Annotated in this window: 17 protein-coding genes and 6 pseudogenes; 10 read left to right on the top strand and 13 right to left on the bottom strand. The window is 47.7% G+C overall.

The features are described from left to right. Nucleotides 1–398: 398 nt before the first annotated feature. Nucleotides 399–551, top strand: a pseudogene (locus tag IM284_RS07060) (ketopantoate reductase C-terminal domain-containing protein); the annotation flags it as partial. 170 nt (nucleotides 552–721) lie between these two features. On the opposite strand, the gene IM284_RS07055 reads toward IM284_RS07060, so the two are convergent. Further along, the gene (locus IM284_RS07055; protein ID WP_047367767.1) at nucleotides 722–1,621 is read right to left on the bottom strand and encodes a LysR family transcriptional regulator; all 900 of its coding nucleotides are present in this window, start codon (nucleotides 1,619–1,621) and stop codon (nucleotides 722–724) included. Between the two features lie 128 nt (nucleotides 1,622–1,749). Between IM284_RS07055 and IM284_RS07050 the strand changes: the two genes are divergently transcribed. Further along, a complete protein-coding gene (locus IM284_RS07050; RefSeq protein WP_028012260.1) occupies nucleotides 1,750–2,322 on the top strand; it encodes a flavin reductase family protein in 573 nt (190 codons plus the stop codon). Between the two features lie 189 nt (nucleotides 2,323–2,511). On the opposite strand, the pseudogene IM284_RS07045 reads toward IM284_RS07050, so the two are convergent. Next, a pseudogene (locus IM284_RS07045) lies at nucleotides 2,512–2,865 on the bottom strand (TSUP family transporter); the annotation flags it as partial. On the opposite strand from IM284_RS07045, the pseudogene lptF reads away from it, so the two are divergent. Then, nucleotides 2,866–3,648 (top strand): annotated as a pseudogene (gene lptF, locus IM284_RS07040) (LPS export ABC transporter permease LptF); the annotation flags it as partial. Nucleotides 3,649–3,857: 209 nt separating this feature from the next. Here lptF and IM284_RS23315 read toward each other — a convergent pair. From IM284_RS23315 to IM284_RS07010, 7 genes and pseudogenes are all read right to left on the bottom strand, one after another. Next, nucleotides 3,858–3,996 (bottom strand): annotated as a pseudogene (locus tag IM284_RS23315) (hypothetical protein); the annotation flags it as partial. Nucleotides 3,997–4,275: 279 nt separating this feature from the next. Then, entirely contained in the window at nucleotides 4,276–6,123 is a 1,848-nt protein-coding gene (locus IM284_RS07035) for an asparagine synthetase B (RefSeq protein ID WP_047367661.1), read from the bottom strand. 6 nt (nucleotides 6,124–6,129) lie between these two features. Then, a complete protein-coding gene (locus IM284_RS07030) occupies nucleotides 6,130–6,591 on the bottom strand; it encodes a hypothetical protein (protein ID WP_047367662.1) in 462 nt (153 codons plus the stop codon). Continuing rightward, nucleotides 6,588–7,547 carry a JmjC domain-containing protein gene (locus IM284_RS07025; RefSeq protein WP_052954311.1) on the bottom strand — a complete coding sequence of 320 codons (960 nt, stop codon included), beginning with the start codon at nucleotides 7,545–7,547 and terminating at the stop codon, nucleotides 6,588–6,590. The genes IM284_RS07030 and IM284_RS07025 overlap by 4 nt, the downstream gene beginning before the upstream one ends. Continuing rightward, nucleotides 7,544–8,743, bottom strand: a complete 1,200-nt coding sequence (locus IM284_RS07020) for an MFS transporter (RefSeq protein ID WP_082131800.1) — start codon at nucleotides 8,741–8,743, stop codon at nucleotides 7,544–7,546. The genes IM284_RS07025 and IM284_RS07020 overlap by 4 nt, the downstream gene beginning before the upstream one ends. Beyond that, nucleotides 8,712–9,446, bottom strand: a complete 735-nt coding sequence (locus IM284_RS07015) for a class I SAM-dependent methyltransferase (RefSeq protein WP_052954312.1) — start codon at nucleotides 9,444–9,446, stop codon at nucleotides 8,712–8,714. Before IM284_RS07015 ends, IM284_RS07020 begins: the two co-directional genes overlap by 32 nt. Before the next feature lie 2 nt (nucleotides 9,447–9,448). Beyond that, complete coding sequence (locus IM284_RS07010) at nucleotides 9,449–9,715, bottom strand: PqqD family protein (RefSeq protein ID WP_047367664.1); 267 nt, start codon at nucleotides 9,713–9,715, stop codon at nucleotides 9,449–9,451. A gap of 361 nt (nucleotides 9,716–10,076) precedes the next feature. On the opposite strand from IM284_RS07010, the gene IM284_RS07005 reads away from it, so the two are divergent. Together IM284_RS07005 and IM284_RS23310 are read left to right on the top strand one after the other, a co-directional pair. Further along, on the top strand, nucleotides 10,077–10,568 hold the full coding sequence (locus IM284_RS07005) for a GNAT family N-acetyltransferase (RefSeq protein WP_082131801.1): 492 nt from the start codon (nucleotides 10,077–10,079) through the stop codon (nucleotides 10,566–10,568). 233 nt (nucleotides 10,569–10,801) lie between these two features. Continuing rightward, entirely contained in the window at nucleotides 10,802–11,143 is a 342-nt protein-coding gene (locus IM284_RS23310; protein WP_370552117.1) for a PIN domain-containing protein, read from the top strand. A 106-nt stretch (nucleotides 11,144–11,249) separates the two neighbouring features. Here the strand turns inward: IM284_RS23310 and istB are convergent. Then, nucleotides 11,250–12,032 (bottom strand): annotated as a pseudogene (gene istB / locus IM284_RS06990) (IS21-like element ISSen3 family helper ATPase IstB). Next, a pseudogene (gene istA / locus IM284_RS06985) lies at nucleotides 12,029–13,052 on the bottom strand (IS21 family transposase). Before istA ends, istB begins: the two co-directional pseudogenes overlap by 4 nt. A gap of 271 nt (nucleotides 13,053–13,323) precedes the next feature. Between istA and IM284_RS06980 the strand changes: the two are divergent. The 3 genes from IM284_RS06980 (at nucleotide 13,324) to IM284_RS06970 (ending at nucleotide 16,822) form a co-directional block, all read left to right on the top strand. Next, complete coding sequence (locus tag IM284_RS06980; protein WP_047367671.1) at nucleotides 13,324–14,982, top strand: ATP-dependent endonuclease; 1,659 nt, start codon at nucleotides 13,324–13,326, stop codon at nucleotides 14,980–14,982. After that, nucleotides 14,975–16,129, top strand: a complete 1,155-nt coding sequence (locus IM284_RS06975; protein WP_047367672.1) for a UvrD-helicase domain-containing protein — start codon at nucleotides 14,975–14,977, stop codon at nucleotides 16,127–16,129. Before IM284_RS06980 ends, IM284_RS06975 begins: the two co-directional genes overlap by 8 nt. A gap of 90 nt (nucleotides 16,130–16,219) precedes the next feature. Continuing rightward, nucleotides 16,220–16,822: a site-specific integrase gene (locus IM284_RS06970; protein WP_023320086.1), complete on the top strand. Its 603-nt coding sequence runs from the start codon at nucleotides 16,220–16,222 to the stop codon at nucleotides 16,820–16,822. Between the two features lie 92 nt (nucleotides 16,823–16,914). Here the strand turns inward: IM284_RS06970 and IM284_RS06965 are convergent, their stop codons facing one another. Next, a complete protein-coding gene (locus IM284_RS06965) occupies nucleotides 16,915–17,799 on the bottom strand; it encodes a LysR family transcriptional regulator (RefSeq protein ID WP_047367673.1) in 885 nt (294 codons plus the stop codon). A 173-nt stretch (nucleotides 17,800–17,972) separates the two neighbouring features. On the opposite strand from IM284_RS06965, the gene IM284_RS06960 reads away from it, so the two are divergent. Together IM284_RS06960 and IM284_RS06955 are read left to right on the top strand one after the other, a co-directional pair. After that, nucleotides 17,973–19,109, top strand: a complete 1,137-nt coding sequence (locus IM284_RS06960; RefSeq protein WP_072058737.1) for an alpha/beta hydrolase — start codon at nucleotides 17,973–17,975, stop codon at nucleotides 19,107–19,109. Nucleotides 19,110–19,286: 177 nt separating this feature from the next. Continuing rightward, nucleotides 19,287–20,480 (top strand): MFS transporter, encoded by a 1,194-nt coding sequence (locus tag IM284_RS06955; RefSeq protein WP_047367675.1) that lies wholly within the window; start codon nucleotides 19,287–19,289, stop codon nucleotides 20,478–20,480. Between the two features lie 95 nt (nucleotides 20,481–20,575). On the opposite strand, the gene IM284_RS06950 is transcribed toward IM284_RS06955, so the two are convergent. After that, a complete protein-coding gene (locus IM284_RS06950; protein WP_047367772.1) occupies nucleotides 20,576–21,472 on the bottom strand; it encodes a PhzF family phenazine biosynthesis protein in 897 nt (298 codons plus the stop codon). Nucleotides 21,473–21,586: the final 114 nt, after the last annotated feature.

The following is a 21,586-nucleotide window of genomic DNA, read 5'->3' as shown; positions in this document are numbered from 1 at the left end:
TGGTTAGGTAACCATGGTGACGCTAGCGCTTATAAAATGGGTCGTCAATTTTTGTACGATTTGGATATGAAATGATCTGCATTTTCGTTGATATAAATTAAGAAAATGTGGGATCTTACGGTTAGAAACTGGAAAATTTATTAATGTTTAATGCCGTGGTTTTACTTAAGTATTAATTAAGTAAATATTGATTGAAAGTCTAATAAATATTTGGGTTGTTATTAGGTTTATATCTATTTAACGATTTATTGATTGGTTAAAAGCTCATAACGGTTCGTCAGAATACCCGCAAATCCCTAGCGACATGCCTGAAACGGTTAAAGAGGTTAAGCAGAAAATCCTACTTCCGATGCTTATATAGCCGTCTGGTTAGCTGCCAGTGCAGATCTTTTATGCTGTCATTCCTGGCCGACCGTCAGGCGGATCGCCCGATGGAGTGGGATATCCGCAACGGCGTCATCCAGCGCTACGGCCGCAAACACGGCATTGCGGTGCCCATCAGCGACGTGGTGGTGCCGCTGCTGGCAGCGGGGAGCGAGGGGCCGGGCTAACGGCCGCTGTTTTTCCATTCGGCAAAGTAATGGGCGGCCGTGCTGCCCATCGCTTTTCTAAACAAAATGATAAACGCATTCATACCTGAGAGTGGAGGAGGGCCGATAGAGAGGAAGGGAGATGAATATGAATGTCCGCTCTGTGCCAGCAGCAGACGTTGAGGAGAATATTATTTTGATGTGAAATATTTGCGTAATATTTTTTCTAATAGCGAGAAAACGACCGTCACCCTTTTGGGAGTAATCAGCTGGTAAGGTCGATATAAATAAAGTTGCCATTTCTCCTGTCGGAGCTCTGGCAGTGGGGGAACAAGTTGGCCGCTTGCTAAGTACTCCCTACAGATAAAATCGCTGGATTGTACAACCGTTTTTCCGGCCAATGCAGCCTGAATTTCGGCGTATGGGTCTGTAGTATAAAACTCAATATGACGAGGGACAAAAGTATTCACTGCGTCACTCATAAACTCAAATGATTTTCCTGTCTCAGGATTAATTAAACCACTAAATGGATAACGCTGTCGAAGATCTTCTAAATCAGTAGGTGCTCCCAGACGCTCAATAAGTTCAGGGGATGCAACCAAAATATGTTCAACTTGTCCGATGTTTTTAATGATAAAGTTTGGATTAGGTTCTCGCCCTACGCGTATACCTATATCGATACGATGCTCAATAGTATCAAGTTTCATCATATCTAAACGCCAGTCAATAAATAAATCAGGATAGGGGCGTAGTGCAGTCAAGAGTTCATACAAGATTTGTTCATGATTTGGAAATCGAAGTAATGTGATGCGAACAATACCTTTCATTTCATTATCATCTTTCGCCATCTGAAATAATTTTTCAGAATCTTCCAGCAGTCGCTTCGCTTGGGGTAAAAATAGTTCGCCGAAACTGGTGAGAAAGATCGAACGAGTATTGCGTTTGAATAAAGGTTCACCAAGTTGTTTCTCCAACTCAGCGACTGTTCGGGTTACTACTGATGGTGAAACCGACAGTTTGATGGCTGCTTCGCGGAAGTTCAAGGTCTCAGAGGCGATGATGAAAAATTTTAGTGCATCAAGTTTGTTCATGATTATTGTGAAATTTGCAATAATGTATTTTGATAATAGCAATTAATTTGCAACTATTCCAGCCATATAATCGAACAATCAAATAAGTAACCTGTCTTACTTTTTATCAGAACTCAAAAGAGTAAATTATGTCAATTCAACCAGTAGAGTTAAACAAAGCCTATCGTTTATTACAGGTCGGGCCAACCACGATGATATCGGCTAAAAATGATGGCATTGAAAATGTCATGGCAGCGGCCTGGGTGGGATTAGTAGGCAATAACAAAGTGATGGCTTTTATAGGTCCACAGGCATTTACTCGCGGGCTTGTAGAAAAAAGCGGATATTACGCTGTCCAGATCCCAGTAGTAAATCAGATGGAAATGGTTTTATATGCTGGAGGCCACAGTTATTCCGACACACCAGATAAAAATAGTAAAATCCCACTATTTTATCAGAAAGAGTTTGATCTGCCTCTAGTTGAAGGTTGCGCTGGCTGGTTAGTATGTAAGGTCATACCCAATGAAGAAAATGAAAAGCAGCACAACTTGTTCTTGGGGGAAATTGTCGGAGCATGGAGTGATGACCGCGTTTTCAGAAATGGGCACTGGATTTTTGATGATGCGCCTGATGAATTACGTACTGTCCATTACGTAGCTGGTGGACAGTTTTATGCCATTGGCAAAGGTACAAAATTTAATTATGGTCCGGGAAAAGACTAATCCTTACTTCTGTATAAATGTAGCCATATAACATGTCTACATAGAGGTAGTAGCAAAAAAAAACAATTAAGATGTCCGCTTTTCGCTCTAAGCGGACCTTGACTGCGGCCCTCCACTTTGTGCCAGAAACGGACGTTCATGCAGATATTGCCGCTGTAAAAGCAACTAAATTTGCAAAGCAGGATTTGCTTAAAGCAACATAGCCACCAGTACCATGCACAACAGCATCACGTAGATTCTCGCGTGCCAGACATCAGGGACGGCGGGGAACACCCGGCGGCTAAATACTATACCCGCCCAGCCAGCCACCAGGAGCATGCCCAGAATCTTCAGGCTGATAAAACCCACAAAACCGCCTGCCGAAATTTTGTGCCAACCGCTTATCGCATAGGTCACCGCACCGCACAACGCCACCGGCAGGGAAAGCGGGTTGGCCGCGCTAATACACTCTCGCATCGTATGACCGTGTCGCCGCAACAACGGCACCGTCATTACGCTGCCACCCACACCCAGCAATGCGGCAATCGTGCCGATTAGCATACCGTCGCAGCAGTCAACGTAATGTGGGTGGGGCCGTGGTCTTCCCGCCAGCAGGATGCTGTGCTGGCTGAGGCGAAGGCCAATCCGGGCGTGGCCGCACTGGCTCAGGGGAAGTTTCAGCCGTCTTCAGATGGTAACTCAGTGTTGTTTATTGAATCCGTAGAGGGTTCTGAATTCCAGGGCGTATTTCTGGCTCAGCTACGGCCAAAAGGGAATGCTCGCTCTTCCGTTGTTGTGGCCGATTCAGGCCAGCTTTCCCGGCATAAAGATGGTTCCCAAATTGTAACGCTGAATAAGGGCACACGCTTTGAGGGAACCGCCACACATCGTGACTTCCGTATCACTGATTTCAATAATTATCAGGCAACTATCGGGAGAAAGAACGTTACTGCGGATCTGAACGACACCGAACAGATGGATATACGTACCCTGTGGAATGTGGGCAGCGAGCGTGCCCGTGCAGATCTTCACTGGCGTATAACGCTTGTGATAACGGTATTTATCATGGCGCTACTGGTGGTGCCTCTCAGCGTCGTTAATCCGCGTCAGGGACGCGTACTCTCGATGCTGCCGGCGATGCTGCTCTACCTGATCTTTTTTCTGCTGCAAACGACGCTGAAATCCAGTGCAGGTAAAGGCAGGCTCGACCCTGCCGTCTGGATGTGGGGAGTCAATCTATTGTATATCGCTCTGGCGACGGTCCTGAACCTGTGGGACACCCTTCCTGTACGGCGTATCCGCGCCCGTCTTTCCACCAGAAAATTCCAGGAAAGATCTTCAGACTGAGCTCGTAATCAGGCAGCTTAATGATAACGGGACCTGCTGCAGTTGATACTGTGCTGTTGCAACTGCGCAAAAAAGAAACTTCAGCAGCGGCCCTCCCTAACTCTTCATTATGTCCTGACGCCAGTTAAGACACTCACCTTTATGAACCTGAAGAGATAGCCGGATTGTCCTCATATAAGACGGTTTTTTCTTTTTTGCAGATTTCGACATGATCCGACTTTGCCTTTTTTCGGATCTGACCGTGAAAAGAGACAAGTTATCATATGTATTACACATCCATATACCTGGTATCTACATCTGCATATACTGAACATAGTTATTAAGGCCGGTCGGCCAGGAGGAAATGATGAAAACCGTATCGGACCGAAGTCATTGCTCTTTTAGGGATTTTTACACACTGCGTTTAATGATTTCATGGATAGTGCCCACCATATTTGGTGGGCACTATCCTCTCAGGAATTTCAGGATCTGTCAGACGGAGCTGAGATGACGCTTACTAGGATTCCACCACTTGACCGGATGCAGTTCTGATGTTGCTGCATGAGAAAGGCCATCCCTGGCGATGGCCTGTGGCATCATAGCCTGTCAGGTCTGCAACGTCCGGGGTGAACCGGACATCGCGTTACGTCAGGCAGAAGCAAACGTAAATCCGTTGAGCTCAGGGTCTGCCTTCGCGAGCTGGCTGAGTAACCCGATGTTGATGAGCCGGGAAAGGTTGATCAGGCCAATGAGATCTGCGTCTTCATAGAAAGACTGGAGCTGCGCAATTATCCCCTCAGGTTCGAGAAAACGATGTCCCTCGATGGTCGCGCTGCAGGCTTCATGCACCAGTGCAAAATCGTTGCCAGCAAGGCTCCGGTACAGCATACCAGCGGTGAAGCCCGAAGATTCACCATGAAAGAACGGCACTTTTTTTCGGCTGGCAAGCGATTCACCTACAGCGGGCAGGAGACCTTTTCTCACAATCGTTTTATCCAGCAGCAGAGTGGCCCGTAACGCGTCAGGAATGCTTTCAGACAAGGTGATCAGGGTCTTAGAAAGAAAGGGAACGCGGTTCTCAAGTGAAAAGAGGGAAGAGATGCGATCCTCATTATGTAAGTTATAGTCATGAAGGTCGCGGCGTTTTAATTTTTGATAAAAAGACCAGTAGTCTTCATTGCCGAGATGGCTTTCGGATGAGACGAACGCCGAGTCAAAGAGTTTATAGTCACTCAGTTCCTGCCAGGCTTTAAGGTGCATACATCCGGGTGATTCCAGATCGTATTTTTCTTTCAGATACCGCAGCGACTCTTCGACGCTCTGCCATGGATCTTCTTCGTCAAAGACAAACGACTGAGTATATCCCCCAAACAACTCATCGCTGCCGTTACCAGACAGCACCACGCGAACATCCGGCGTATGTGCTTTGATGTAAGAGTAGATGCAAGCCTTATAGATCTGTTCTGCGCCAAAGTAGGGGCTTTCACTCGCCCACAGAAGAGTTTTCCAGTCCTCCGGCAGAACCGTCATTTGCGAGTCGACATAAACCTTATGTAGCGGAACACCGAACTGTTCGGCTGCTGCGATGGCTCCGCTGACGTCTCCTGATTCTTCGGTACCGGGCGAGACAAGCGTATATGCGACCACGTTGGCATCCTTCAGGGCGGCCAGCACGCCTATAGAATCGATCCCCCCGCTAAGCAAGATGCCTGTCCGGCCGGATGGCGAGAGCTGCTGTCGGCAACTGGCCTCAAAAGCCCTCGAGAATTCGGCTATGAAACTCGACGGCGTTGTCAACGGTGGCATGTTCTCCGGTGTGCCGGCACAGTAACGGACAACCACAATGCCTCCGGTGGACACATTGTATTTCACTATGCTTCCCGGAGGGACTGATTTGACCCGTGCAAAGACGTTACGGTATTTTAAGGCGTCATAGCCAACATCGCCGCGCAACCACGGGTCATTGAGCATTTCAGCATAATCAATATTCTTGTCCGGTAAAAACGGCAATACTCCCTTTGCTTCAGATGAAAAGAAAATATCACCCTCTTCATCCACCCTGTAGAACAGGGGTTTGATACCAAGCGGATCGCGAATCAGTGAGATTTCATTTCGTTGCTTGTCATAAATAACGATGGAAAACATACCTTCCAGGTGACCGGCAAATTGATCCCCAAAGTAGTGGTAGAGCGTCGGGATCACCGCACAGTCAGAATCATTTTGATAAAAATAATCGGAATAACGGTCCCTTAAATCCAGATGATTATATATTTCAGCATTCGCGAAGCAAATTACGGTACCATTTTGATTCAATAACGGTTGCGATCCGTTGTGTTGTGAAACAATAGCCAGGCGGTTGAAAACAACAGAGAACCCCTCATTGTTATAATGGGTTGTTTCATCGGGACCTCTAAACTGAAGTTTACGTGCCGACTCCCATAATGCCCGCTCATGCCCGGCGGGGTGCTTTGAATAATACCCTACGATTCCGCACATATTCTATTATCCTTTAAAGAAAGTGGCAATTTCCTTTCCATCACGATGTTCAATAGCCATGTGGATACCAAATATCGCGGCATGATGAGAGGCAAGATCGGATACATATCGATAATAGACATCAATGTCGACGTCATACAGATAAAAAGCATCAGGGATATGTTTTTTATCTGTCATATATAAACGAGAAATCACTGAAATGGACTGCGAGTCTTCTACCATTTTCACTTCACTGTAAAGAAGCCTCCGTCCCTCTGAAAAATGCCTGGCGTATTCCGAAAGGGTCGGTGCATGTCCATTAAATAAGAAAAGATCATACCCTCTTGCCATTGCTTCTTCCAAAACCCACCGTGAAAGATCAGCGGGTGTCATTGAAAATTTTCTGCCAAGCGCAATAAGCATTACGGCATAAGAGATTATGGCTTCGCTGCGCGGGTCAAAATCGTCAGGCGTAATATTTTCTATCATGACAGATAACTCATATATTTTCTGATGGCATAGTTAAGAGCCTGATAATTATCAAACACATCGGCGTGACTTCTTTGGTAACTATCAGTGGCGATATTTTTGATGGCAAGTATAACCGACTCATTTATTTGCGCTGGATGATATACATCCTCACAGGTTATATATTCACGTAGGGCTGGATCTTTAATCATTTCTTTTTTAAGAGCATCAAGGATCACCTCCACCTTTGAGGGCACAGAATACGTGAGATTCACCGCAAGGGTCTCCACGTCAGAGCGGGTAGCATGCCACCATCCCCGGGGAACAAATAACACGCTCCCAGGTTTGAGGACGACTTCCGTCGCCTGTTCAAAGAAGTTTGCCGGGGGCTCTCCCTGCCAGTACTGCCGCATTTCTGCCGACAGATGGGGGTAGTCTTTTAAGTCAAGATGTTCTAGAGGCCGGAGGGCATTTTCATTGGGCATAAAGTACCATTTTTTCTCCCCCTGAATTTGGAAAACAAAGTTAACGTAGGAGTCGAAATGGGGGACGAGTCCTCCCTGTTTGTGCGCGGCGTAAATGATAGCCTTATGAAAAACATTTTCTGGTAATAACAGGTTTTTTTTGAGTTTTTTTCCAATCCTATACAATTTTTCATAGGCTAAATCAGCAAAATCGAACTCCAGTGCTGCACCTTCTGCGTAAAGTTTCGCGGCCTTGTTTGCATTGACCATTAAGCGGTCTGACAAGCCTTCCGTTCTCTCCAGTAATTTCTTCCCGTAACACATGACCGGAGATTTGTAGTCCCGCATGACCGTGTCAATGGTAAACGAGTCGGGAAGGCTGAGAAAACTGAGCACGTCGTCTAACTGCGCATGCGACACGTGGTAATTCTTATCCGGCCAGCAGTTCTCAATAAAGCCCTGAAGTCCGTCCGCTCCAAATATAAGTCCATTGTCACTGACCACATTATTCATCTGAACGTCCTCTGCAGATTGGGTTTTTCTGCCATGCGTAGCATCATAAACAGGCAGAGCATAACCACAGCAAATATCATCCCATCTGTCGCGACCGCGATACCCGCGGAATATGACTCTGAAATGATGGTTAATAATTTTGCGCCGACTGCGGCACCGAGGCAGCTTATAAGAATAAAGCATGAAAAAATCGCCCCTTTATACTTATCTTCCGTGTTGGATTGGATAATCAGGCGGGTCATTGAGAATCCGATGCTGGTCCCTACACCCCATAAAACTCCTGAAGCCAGACAAAGATAGGGGGTCTGACTGAGGCCGAAGAAAATGACGCCGCAGCTGCAAATTAACCAGCCGATGATATAAAGACTATTATGATTAGTGCTCTTCAATTTACGTAAAACAAAGAATCCGGTGGCTAACCCACCTAATGACCAGGCAATTTGCATGCCAGCAATATAAAAATTGTTACTATTATCTAACTCCTTGACGTGCAGGGCAACACCGACCACAAAGACCGCCATCGAACATACGCCAATCATAAAATAAGTAATGCTCATCAGTAATATCGTTTTATTGGAAACGATTTCTCTTAATGCATCCAGCATGACCTTTATGTATTTTGGCTTCACCGCATCCGAACTGACTTTATCTGGGATCTTAAAAAGAAAAATGAGCCCCATCACACTGAGTAAAAGCGCAATGCTCAGGTAGGTTTTTGTGCTGTCAGTGATGAGGATGTAAGACAATAGTGTACCCGTCAGCCCAAAAAAATAGTTCAACGTGGTTGTGTTTATTGTCATGTTTTTTATTCTGCCAGAATTAATATCAGGGAGAATACTGTCCAATGTAGGCTTAATAAAACCCGTTCCAAAACCAAATAACAGACTATACGCATACACGTTGAAAATAGGTAACTCAGAAGGCGGACTGAAAATAAGTGAAATGACAGCAAATGAGAGCAGGATAAACCCAAAAATAGCTAACCTTCTGGCACTGATGATATGGCTGATACATCCCGCCACAACAATCCCAATCACAATGGAGATATAAAATACTGAAAACGCATCTGCCGTTTTATCCATCATTCCCGCGCCTAAAAAGACGATGAGCCACGGCAGAAAATAGGCATTGGCTGTTTCCATAAAATACCAGCATGAACTGTATCTATAATAGTTTTTTTCGCTGTTGGTTAACATATGGCTTCCTGTATATTAACTCCCACAATGTTGGTCGTGGACTGTCAATGATGAGCTGATGATCGTAATTGATGTAGTCAATGCCAGCCACTAACTCTTCTTCGCTAAAGTCGACAGGCTGAAGTTCATACGCATTCATGCTGGCGCACGCCAGGAAATGCTCAATAGCCGAGATCTCAATACTCTCTTCTACCGCTTTTTTTACAATTTCCCGGTAAGAGTATTCATCCAGCTGTTGCTCAAATTGGGGAAGTAGAGCTTTTACATCCGGATAGGTATCGACTAAGTAAAGCACCCCGCCATCCATAAGTACGCGGTCGCACTCCCGCAGGGCCTGGACAGGATCTTGCCAGTGGTGAAAACAGGAGTAGGAAAAAATCAGGTCGAAGCACGCATCAGGAAAAGGCAGTGAATGCACATCTCCCAGAACCAACTTTACGCGATTGGTCAAATCCAGAGAGGCGATTTTAATGTTGGCCAGATCGAGCATGCTGGGGTTTATATCTAAGCCATCAATCTGACAGACATTCTGTTTCGCGAAAAAAACGCTCAGATCGCCAGGACCGATACCCAGATCAAGAGCTCTTGTGATATCACATTCGGCGCACAGTCGCTGCATTCTTGTCGCTAACATCGGGTAGATATGGCGTTGATATTTTTGGACAAAATCGTTGTATTTTATACAGGCCTTTTGACTGAGCATGTTCAGTTCCTCAAGGTCACATCTTCAATAATTTTTTCTTCCTGCATCTCCTGGATCAGACTTTCAACATCAGACGTTATATCGGAAACGACGGCATCATATTCCTGTGATAAAGCGTCAACGATCTGCATATTACTGAGCCCGTCATTAATTTTTTTGAAAACGAATGCCGCCGTGGAGTTCAGCGCGTAATCTGGCTCAATAATGATAGATTCGTTTACTTCTTTCCACTTAACCCCGTCTGAAATAACAAAAAAAATCTCTTTCATGACAAAATCCTTTTATTAATCGATGGGAATAACCAATGCGAAATAAGGGGTGTCCGGAGACACCCCTTATTCTCTCTTAGATCAATGACCGCCAGCAGATACTGAGCGACGGATTTGAACTAAGCGTGGTTTAGCATAAGTCTTTTTTCATTGCTCTATTCCTTTTGAAAGTAAATTGATATAATCGCCCTGTTTCACAACAAGTTGTTAACAGGTATTTAATATTTAGCAAAGGTAATGGTTTCCTGCAAGAAAAATTAATCGCTATTTTTAAATATTATATCTAACTGAACAATAAGGCTTTTTATTGATTTCGAAGCGCAATTATTAATAATTAAAATATTAAGGGGTTGTTACGATTATGTTAATGACGCATCTTCTTAAAAGAAATTCATGTTCAACTTTAACATCTCTCATCCTGGAGCACTGCGGCGGTGATTCAATGGTTGTGCATGGAGAAGAGTTTTTTCTTCCATCGCTTCCTGTATTTGTGTGCTGCAAAGATGATGAGGTCCACGGTTTTTGCATTTTTAAAGAAAACGAAAAATATATTGAAATTGTTGCGCTGAATGCATTAAGACCCCGGAAAGGGATTGGTCGTATTCTCATCGGTGAAGTCAAACGCTATGCCGAGGCTCAGGGAAAGTTTCAAATTAAACTCACAACGACAAATGAGAACGTGGGTGCCATTGCTTTTTACAAAAAAATGGGTTTCAAACTGTATGCTGTAGATGTTGATGCTGTTACAAGGGCTCGATTAATCAAACCGTCTATCCCGTTATTTAGCGATCAAGGTATTTTAATTAAAGATGAACTGAATTTTTCATTTTCATGGGACAATGCATGCCATTGAATTTATTGAGCTTACGCCCATTATTTGATCAGTAAGACACAGACCGGCATGACCAGGGCCCCGGAAGGGATGGCACTTTCGTTCACCGCTAAAGTTAGCTTTTTCCGGGGTGTGATGGCATATCTGGCTCATTCTTCAGAGCCAGGGCTGATGAAGAAAAAACAGTGCAAACGCTCCCCACTATGGCACGTTCATACAGTTCCAGATGCAACCTGATATTGCCCGGGATTTCATTGAAATTCACCTGTCCGCAGAACTGCGTGCTGTCTGCGATCTCGGCTACCACTTACTCCGAGATGCGCTTCGGCGCCACCGGTCTGAAGGCCTCCCCGCGCCACGTGCAGCTGGTTGACGCGTTCTGCGCCCGCCTCGACGGCATCCTGCCCGGGGACCGCGCCGCGGTGGACGCGAACACGGAGATTAAGGTGGCGCTGCGCCTCGCCGGAACGCCGATCGGTCTGAACGACACGGCGATAGCCGGGCATGCCATTGCGGCCGGCGCCATTCTGGTGACGAATAATGTGAGGGAGTTTGAGCGGGTGCCGGGTCTGGTGCCGGAAGACTGGGTTAACTGACGGCAGTAAAAGCTCATGAGGGAGGGATGTCCGCTTTGTGTCAACAACGGGTAAAAAGTGATCCACTTACCGTCACCACCAACGGTCTAATATTGATCCACCTTGTTTACTCAGGATTAGCTTCCGCTATAACCCCGGCCTTTCGTTTCTGCTTCAGCCGATAGCTCTCTCCTTTTATCTGGACTACGTGTGAGTGATGTAATATCCGATCCAGCATCGCCGAGGTCAGGGCTGCATCACCGGCGAACGTCTGGTCCCACTGCCCGAACGGCAGGTTAGAGGTCAGGATCATCGCGCTCTTTTCATAACGTTTGGCGATGACCTGGAAGAACAGCTTGGCTTCCTCCTGACTGAACGGCAGATAACCTATTTCGTCGATGATGAGCAGTTTTGGGGCCATAACACCGCGATTGAGTGTCGTTTTGTAACGCCCCTGACGCTGGGATGTCGACAGCTGTAACAGCAGGTCCGCAGCTGTTGTGAAGCGAACCTTGATGCCCGCCCGTACTGCTTCGTAGCCCATGGCTATCGCCAGATGTGTTTTTCCCACGCCCGAGGGGCCCAGTAACACGATGTTTTCGTTACGTTCGATGAAGCTCAGGGAACGCAGCGACTGGATTTACTTCTGAGGTGCGCCGGTGGCGAAGGTGAAGTCGTATTCCTCGAACGTCTTTACCGCCGGGAAGGCTGCCATCCGTGTGTACATCGCCTGTTTACGCTGATGCCGGGCCAGTTTCTCCTCATGTAACAGGTGCTCCAGGAAGTCCACGTAGCTCCATTCCTGCTCCACCGCCTGTTGCGACAGCGCCGGTGCTGCGCCGATAAGACTGTCCAGCTGGAGTTGTTCGGCAAGCACCATCAGCCGTTGATGTTGCAGTTCGACCATCATGCGGCTCCTCTGCAATACGTGTCATAGATGGACAGCGGATGATGCAACGGCTGCCTGTCGAAGGTCACCAGGCTTTCGTCGACCTGCACGTCATACTGTTTTTTCTCCGGTGGCAGTGCCAGCATGGACTGCTGTTCCTCCACCCAGCGATCACAGGGGCGGGTCTGGATAGTTTCATGCTTCCGTTGATTGGCCACATCGTACAGCCAGCGCAGGCCGTAACGGTTTGCGGTTTCAACATCGACGGTGATCCCCATCGGGCGCAGGCGCGTCATTAGCGGGATGTAGAAGCTGTTGCGGGTGTACTGCACCATTCGCTCCACCTTGCCTTTAGTCTGTGCCCTGAAGGGGGCGGCACAGCCGGGGAGAGAAGCCCATTTCTTTGCCGAACTGCCACAGGGAAGGATGGAACCGGTGCTGTCCGGTCTGATAAGCATCTCGCTGGAGCACCACCGTTTTCATATTGTCGTACAGAACTTCCCGCGGTACACCGCCGAAGAAGCTGAACGCATTGCGATGACAGGCTTCCAGCGTGTCGTAGCGCATGTTGTCGGTGAACTCGATGTAAAGCATTCTGCTGTACCCCAGAACAGCAACGAACACATGCAGGGGGGACTTGCCGTTTCGCATGGTCCCCCAGTCAACCTGCATCTGCCGTCCGGGCTCGGTTTCGAAGCGAACGACCGGCTCTGCCTGTACGGGGAGTGTCTGCGAACGGATGAACTCTCTCAGGATAGTCAGCCCTCCACGATAACCCAGCTCCATGATTTCCCTGGCAATAACGGTAGCCGGGATTTTGTAGGGATGCGCATCGCTGATCCGCTTCGATATGTAATCGCGGTATTCATCGAGCAGTGATGATGATGTCGGGCGTGGTGAATACTGCGGCTTTTCAGATTTGGCTTTCAGGTGGCTGCGGACAGTATTGCGCGAAATACCCAGTTCCCTGGCAATGGCCCGGATACTCATTCCCCGCTTGTGCAGGACTTTAATTTCCATACGAATCTCAAAAGTGATCATAAGCTCCCCTGTATTCAGAGGAGCAGATTAACCCCTGGATCAATTTTCAACCGCTGGGGTGGATCAGTTTTGCACCGTTGGTAACACTTTGTGCCAAAAGCAGACTTTAAGTTGTCCAAGAACAGCTCTCATATCTTGGCCTATTTATGTCGACCACCGCTTCAGTGCCTGCAGGATTTAAGGGGACAACGAGCCTGCATGTGGACACAGGTATATCGGTGAGTTAATGTCTTTAAGGGGTATCATTTGACAGTATCTTGAGGGACTTAGAGTGCGGGTTAAATCGATTAAGCTTACCAATTTCAAGAAATTCAAAGATGAATATTTTGAATTCAACGATGACGTAAATATCTTTGTAGGTGATAACAACGCCGGTAAAAGTACTATTCTGGAAGCCCTGGAAATCGTACTGAATTACAGCTATCGGGGCCGCCCCTTCAACAGCGAGTTTACGCCAGACATTTTTAATAAGGATGCAGTGCAGCTTTTTTTGGCTTCTGATAAATCGGCCATGCACTTGCCTGTCTTGGCAATAGAAGCATTCATTGAGGGAGTGCCTGAATACCGGGGTACAAATAATTTCCTTAAAGCCGATGCTCAAGGTATCACGGTGCTGGTGCGCTTTGATGACACGCTCAAGGACGTTTACGCCGACCACTTACTGACAAACCCACACATTACGAGTATCCCGATCGAATTCTACAAGCTGGAATGGCTGGATTTCGGATGGAATCCTGTTAAAGCCGTAGCGAAGAAATTCCGGGCGTTATACATCGACCCAACTCGTATCCACCCCACTCTGGGTAAGAATCAGTACATCTCTACCATACTTAATACCGCTTTAAAGAAAGAGGAACTGGTTAAGCTGACCCTCAATTATCGTGAGAATCAGCAGGTTTTTAACAACTCAGGTGAGGTCAGGACAGTCAATACCGGTCTGGATACGGACCACTTGATCACAGAAAAAAAGCTGTCCATTGCCGCAAGCACTTTACCAGCGGGCTCTATTCAGACCAGCCTTCAACTTGAAGTAGATGATGTCCCTTTCCAGTTCATTGGCAAGGGTGAGCAGAGTAATGTGCAGATCAAGCTCGCGATTCAGAACAAGTCGAAGGATATCGATTTGGTGATGATGGAGGAGCCCGAAAATCACCTTTCTCACACTAACCTCAATAAGCTGGTTCACTACATTGAAAATCAGCGGGGCGACAAACAACTCTTCCTTACCACTCACAGCTCGTATGTGCTCAACAAGCTGAGCATTGATAAAATCTGCCTGGTTCAGTCGGGATACAAACGTCTGCATAAGCTTGCCCCTGCAGTGGTCAAAACCTTAAAGCGCTTACCGGGCTATGACACATTGCGCGTGGCACTCTCGCACAAAGTCATCCTTGTCGAGGGACCGTCAGACGAGTTAGTACTCAAGAAGATTTACCACCGCAAGCACAACCGCCTGCCCGAGCAGGATGGTATTGATATCATCGTCGTGCGCGGAGTCGGGTTTGATACGTTCATCTCCGTAGGTATGGAAATTGGTACCCGAATAAACGTCCTCAGAGATAACGATGGCGACTATGAAGAAAACGTCGTGAAAGTGCGTGCCGATTATGCGGCCTATCCCAATATCAAGCTTATCTCCTCTGCCAAAAATGAGGAGTTTTCGCTTGAACCCGCGATGATATATGCCAATGCAACCGACTTGGTTACGCTGGACGCTTTCGCCAAAGTGGTGTTATCGACACAGACGTTTAACCTCTACGATAAATTAGTCGACTTAGATAAGAGACGCGACTTTCTGATCGATTGGTTTCGAAGCGTCCAGGGAAACGGTAAGGGCGCTCGCAAAGTCGATTCAGCTATCAAGCTGTTCGATGGCACTCTGAATTTCAGGTATCCACCTTTCCTCGATGAGGTGTTCGACTTTGCCTAATGAATTCTGGATTGCCGGTGCAGGATCAGGAAAAACCCAAAAAGTCATTGAGGATGCCATTGAAGTCATAAAGGCGGGCGGACGCGTATTGGTCGTCACCTACACCATGAACAACCAGGCAGAGCTCCGTTCTCGCTTTGTGGAATTGTACGGCAAACACAGCGATGATTTTGTTGTGAAAGGCCTGTTTTCATTTTACCTAGAAGACTTAGTGAGACCTTATCAAACGGCCATGTTTCCAGATCGAATCACTTCTACAATGTTCACCGAGCATAACCCTCACCTGATACCTGGTACGAGGAAATGGCATTCCAAAAGAGGGGAAAAAATTAATGGGGCGCTGAATCCTCTTCATTATCTGACGCCGTGCAAAACCAAAGCTTACACTGGACTGCTGGCGAAGCTGGCAACAAAAATCTCCGCTTCAACAAAGAATGCCCCCGCTAGCAGATTGAAAGAGATTTATCAGAGGATCTTTTTTGATGAGGTTCAGGATTTGGTTGGATGGGATTTTGACGTTATCAAAGCACTCAGTAAGGCAATGCATAACTCTATTTGCTGTGTAGGCGATTTTCGTCAAACTATTTACACGACCACGTTCGGCCACAAGGCACCGGAAACACCTGAGCAAAAGATTCAATACTTCAAAGACCTCAATTTTAGTCCGTTCTCGCTGGCGAAGAATCGCAGATGTATCCAGGAAATCTGCGATCTCGCGGATACCATTCATCCCGGTATTTATGAACAAACGCAATCAGAGGTGGGAGAAGTTCCTGCTGAGATGGCCCATCACTGCGGCTGTTTTCTCATAAAACCATCTCAGGTGAACGATTATCTCAATATATTCAAGCCTCAAGTTTTGCGATGGTCATCGCCCATGGGAAAAGGCTATTTGCCACCAGGTATCACCTGTCACACTTTCGGCTCCTGTAAAGGTCTCGGTTTTGACCGCGTACTAATTATTTCACCGGAGAAACATCTCAAGTATCTGGGTGGCGACCTTGACGTGTTCGATAAAGATAAAACGGAGGAATCTAGAAACAAGCTGTACGTGGCCATTACCCGAGCTCGTTACAGCCTGGCGTTTGTCGTTGAGGAAGAGCATTTTACAAATATAAAGCTGCCACATTGGGTTAGACCTATGTAAGTCGATGCTAACGTCTAACCATTTAACTTCCGCTTTTCGCTCATAAGAGACAACCATACTCAAATCTCCCACATTGCAGGAGATTTGAGTATGAACACGTCACCGTGGAATAAAGACCGTATCATAGGCCAAAAAAGACCACTTCAGATATCTCATATCTGGGGGATCCGAATCCGGCTTGAACTGGAAGGTAAAACGCGTGATTTAGCTCTGTTCAATATGGCCTTAGACAGTAAGCTACGAGGCTGCGATCTGGTGAACCTCAAAGTATCTGATGTTGCATATGGTAGCTCGGTTTCAAGCAGAGCAACGGTGCTGCAACAGAAAACCGGAAGCCCTGTGCAATTTGAGATAACCAAAGGGACAAGAGAAGCTGTTGCTGCATTGATAAAGCTTGGCAATTTGCACAGTAAAGACTTCTTGTTTCGGTCTCGGATCGGAACTAACCGGCACATATCAACCCGACAATACAGCCGAATTTTTCATGGGTGGGTAGAAAAGCTTGGTCTCGAAGCTTCGCTTTACAGCACACATTCCATGAGAAGAACAAAACCTTACCTGATATACAAGAAAACCAAGAATCTCCGGGTGATCCAACTTCTGTTGGGCCATAAGAAACTGGAAAGCACTGTCCGTTATCTAGGCATCGAAGTCGATGATGCGTTAGAGATCTCTGAATCGATTGAAGTCTAAGGTTGTCAGGGCTGCAACAGCAGCCCTGTGCCAGGAGCGGACGTTGTTTTTCAACTATTACCCAGGCCTGCGAACCACCTCATCTTTATCCCTTAAATTCTCAATGTATCGATAACCGCTCTTAGAGCGGGTGACACATTGCGGTGCGGATAATAGATATATGAACCTTCCAGGCGCTGACTGTAGCATTGCAAAACTCTGATCAGCGCCCCCTGTTCTATATCATCAGAAACCAATTCCTCCGGAACATAAGCCAGTCCCAGGCCTAGCCGGGCGGCTTTGGCTTCCATATAGCTGTCAGCAAAGGCCCATTGTCCCTGAGGTTGATGGGTTATCTTTTTACCGTCTTGATTGAGTTCCCATGCATACAGGCTGCCGTCTCCAAACTGGTAAGCGATGCAGGGATGAACCACTAAATCGGAGGGAGTTTGCGGAAATCCGTAGCGACGAAAGTGCTCGGGCGTGCCGACAACGGCCATCTCCATATCGGGCGAAATGCGCACCGCGACCATACCGCTACCTACTTCCGAGCCCAGACGTATACCGGCATCGAAGCGCTCAGCAATAATATCGACAAACCGGCTTTCGCTGATGAGCTCCAGCCGAATATCTGGGTAGCGTTGTTTAAACACCGCCAGCTTCGGCAGCAGCACTTTATCAATGGCGTGCTGACTGGCATTAATACGGACCGTACCCGATGGGGTATGGCGATAATGGGCCAGCGTGGCAAGCCCCATATCTAAAGCGTCAAATCCAGATTCGACGGTTCGATAGAGCAACTCGCCGGCATGGGTGAGCGATAACTTGCGCGTGGTACGCACCAGAAGCTGCACGCCCAGTCGTTCTTCCAACTCGCGCACTGCACGACTAATTCCTGACTGCGCCAGGCCAAGCCTCTGCGCGGCGGCAGTAAAACTCCCTTCTCGCACGACCTGCATAAACAGATAGAGATCGTTATAGTTTTCCCGTTTCGCCATCATCCTTCCCCTGCTGCCGCATCACAATTCAGAACAATATGTTATCAATCTTAGCATTTTTCACCCTCTAATCAGTACTATTTCTGCTAACTATAATGTGCGCATTGCAACAAAGCACAGCAGCGTTGTCCGTATGAAACCTGTTTCTGGCACGTTTTATGAAGGGGATTTTGATGACTGCTTTCACCCAAAAATTGACAACTGCGATACCCGCCCTGTTGTTATGCGCATCATTAAGTGGAGTCACAAATATGAGTTACGCTGATACAGCCAATCCGAACGCGCCCGTTTCGCTGGTCGAGAAATGGGATAAAACTTTTGCTGAGAGCACGAAAGTTGATCACCGTAAGGTGACCTTTCCGAACCGATACGGGATCACCTTAGTCGGGGATCTCTACATCCCGAAGGATCGTGGGGATCGCAAGCTGGCAGCTATTGCTGTTAGCGGCCCCTTCGGGGCGGTGAAAGAGCAATCCAGCGGCCTGTATGCGCAGACGCTGGCTGAACAGGGATTTGTCACTCTGGCTTTCGACCCTTCATACACGGGCGAAAGCGGCGGCTACCCGCGCAACGTCGCATCTCCGGATATCAACACCGAGGATTTCAGCGCGGCGGTTGATTTCTTAGGCCTGCAAAAAGAGGTGGATCGCAACCGTATCGGGCTGCTCGGTATCTGCGGATGGGGCGGCATGGCCTTAAACGACGCCGCGGTGGACACGCGTGTCAAGGCGGTGGCGACCAGCGTGATGTATGACATGAGCCGTGCGATGGGGCATGGCGTGGGCGATGGCAAAGACCGCTATACCACTGCCGATCGTCGTGCCGTATTGCAGTATCTGAACACGCAGCGCTGGAAGGATGCGGAAAATGGCGCTTTCGCGCCAGGCGGGCATGACATTTATGTTGATGAGAAGGGCAACGTCACCGCTTCCGATCGTATTCTGCCGGAAACTCTGCCCGCGAATCCTAACCCAGTATTGAAAGAGTTCTTTGATTATTACCGCATGCCGCGTGGTTTCCATGAGCGTTCGGTCAACTCAACCGGTGCCTGGAATGCAACCATGCCGCTGTCATTTATGAATATGCCGCTGCTGAGTTACGCCAATGAAGTTACTATCCCTACACTCATCGTGACCGGCGAAAAAGCCCATTCACGCTATTTTGCTGAAGATGCCTTTAAGGCAATCGGCAGCAAAGAGAAAGAGTTAGTGATTGTCCCTGGGGCAAACCATGTTGATCTGTACGACAACGTTGCGGGTAAGATCCCATTTGGCAAATTTGAGCAATTTTTCAAAGCAAACTTAAGGTAACCCGAAAGGTTTACCAGGCCACCTGTCATAAACGGGTGGCTTTTACCTGCCTGGTGTGACGCAGAATATGTCACATCGCCCCATATTCTCACCCACCTATTTTGTCGTTATTCCCTGAATAACTTCTGACCCGACTGCGCCTGAATCTGGCTGGTTCGATATTAAGGGATGCTAATAATGTCCACTGTAAGTCTAAAACCATCATACGAAAAAAAGCATGCATACTGGAGCGGCGTATTTGCCATGACGCTTTGCGTGTTTGTGCTGATCGCTTCTGAGTTTATGCCAGTCAGCCTGCTTACGCTCATTGCCCGCGATTTGCACGTTACCGAAGGGTTGGCAGGGCAAGGAATTGCCGTCTCTGGCGCACTGGCAGTGCTGACCAGTCTGACTATATCCCATATTGCCGGAGACCTGAATCGTAAATATCTTCTGCTTGGGCTAACGGTCTTAATGGCCATATCAGGGTTAGTTATCACCATGGCGCCTGACTATCCGATTTATATGCTGGGGAGGGCTCTGATTGGCGTCGTCATCGGAGGGTTCTGGTCAATGTCGGCTGCAACCGCCATTCGGCTCGTGCCACAGCACCAGGTTCCCCGCGCACTGGCAATTTTTAACGGCGGTAACGCGCTGGCCACCGTTGTGGCTGCGCCGCTTGGTAGTTATCTGGGGACAACGGTCGGTTGGCGTGGGGCCTTTTTATGTCTCGTCCCTCTTGCGATAGCTGCGTTCATCTGGCAATGGTTCAGCCTGCCTTCGATGGAAAGCGATAAAACACAAAAACCACAGGGGTCTGTGCTTCGTCTGTTCAGCGTTGCCATCGTACCAACGGGAATGCTTGCCTGCGGGCTCTTCTTTATGGGACAGTTTGCTTTGTTTACCTACGTGCGCCCCTTTCTGGAGAGCGTCACCAGAGTGGGACCTTCTAACCTTTCTCTGATTTTGCTTGCAATAGGCATAGCAGGTTTTGTCGGCACAATGATCGTCTCAACATTCCTGAACGCCAAATTTTACAAGACCTTAATCATGATCCCGTTGCTTATGGCCGCGATTACTGGTGCGTTACTGCTGGTCGGACACCACATCTGGGCCGTTGCCGTATTATTAAGCCTGTGGGGGCTACTTGCGACGGCTGCGCCAACAGGATGGTGGACATGGATAGCACGAGCGTTACCCGAAGATGCAGAGAGGGGTGGTGGCCTCATGGTTGCGGTGATCCAGCTATCGATTGCGCTTGGTTCAACGGCTGGAGGTCTGGCATTCGACAGTCTGGGATGGAGAAGTGCATTTGGTTTAAGTGGTTTGTTACTACTGGGGGCGGTAGTGATGACATATGCAACATCCCGTCAAAATAGGAAGGTACACTAACGCAATTCTTTTATATCTGGTGTGCGCTCTTTAAGGACATACGACAGAGGGGCGAATGTCCGCTCCTCGCTCAGAGCGGACTAAACGCACATGCTTCAAGGCAAAGTAAACGAGCCTTCCATGACAATAACGCTTTTCCCTCCCACCCTGACGGATGGTGTTTCTGACGTGCCATCGTAGCCTGAAAACAATATGCTGGCCCGTCCCATATCTACGCCCTGGCTTACACAGAGCGAAAGTTCTTTTTCATTGCGAAGCTGTGCCAACAGGGCAGTAACTGCCGCTGTCGCACTACCTGTTGCTGGATCTTCGGTCATTCGTGGCGTAAACATACGGGCCTGCAAATCACACTGGTTTTCAGGATCAGTTTCCAGCGTATAGGCATAAACAGAAACCGCACCGTCTAGTGGCAGAATGGCCCGGAAACCCTGCAAATTCGGGACACAACTGCGAAGCGCGTTCCGCGTTGCGAGCTCTACAATCAAAAATGGTAAGCCAACTGAGGCAACGAGAGGCATATGTATTTCTGTACGTATATCACTAGTTTCCAGAGACAGGCAGGTGGCCACTTTTTCTGGATTGACCTCGGAGTAGCAGGATAATGCTTCTGGCACCAGAAGCTCTGCTCCTGTGACCATTTTATTTTCTCTAATAATTCTGACTGGCACCAGCCCGGCACCCTCTTCAAAAAGTAACGTTTCAGGCAGCGATATGCCATTGAGTTCAGCCTGGTTTGCCAGGACAAAAGCCGTCCCCACATTGGGATGACCGGCGAAAGGTATTTCACGCGATGGGGTAAAAATCCGTACCCGGGCTGTATTTGATAAATCTTCGGGTGGTAAGACGAAGGTCGTTTCACTGTAGCCAAATTCTAAGGCGAGCAGTTGCATTTGCTCAGTAGTCAGTCCCTTGGCATCCAGAACGACTGCAACCGGGTTGCCGCAAAAAGGTTTATCAGTAAACACATCTGCAATCACATAACGTCTTCTCACCACGACCTCTAATTCCATGTTTTAAAATGAATTCATATTCACGCTTTTAGTTGTTTTCAACATACGTTCACAGGAATGCATAAGCCAATGGTATTTTCCAGAATGAAAAACTTT

It is taken from the genome of Enterobacter cloacae complex sp. P12RS (assembly GCF_014895875.1).
GTDB lineage: Bacteria > Pseudomonadota > Gammaproteobacteria > Enterobacterales > Enterobacteriaceae > Enterobacter > Enterobacter bugandensis.
Note: the sequence above shows the minus strand (reverse complement) of the source record. Positions and strands in the feature narration are given on the sequence as shown.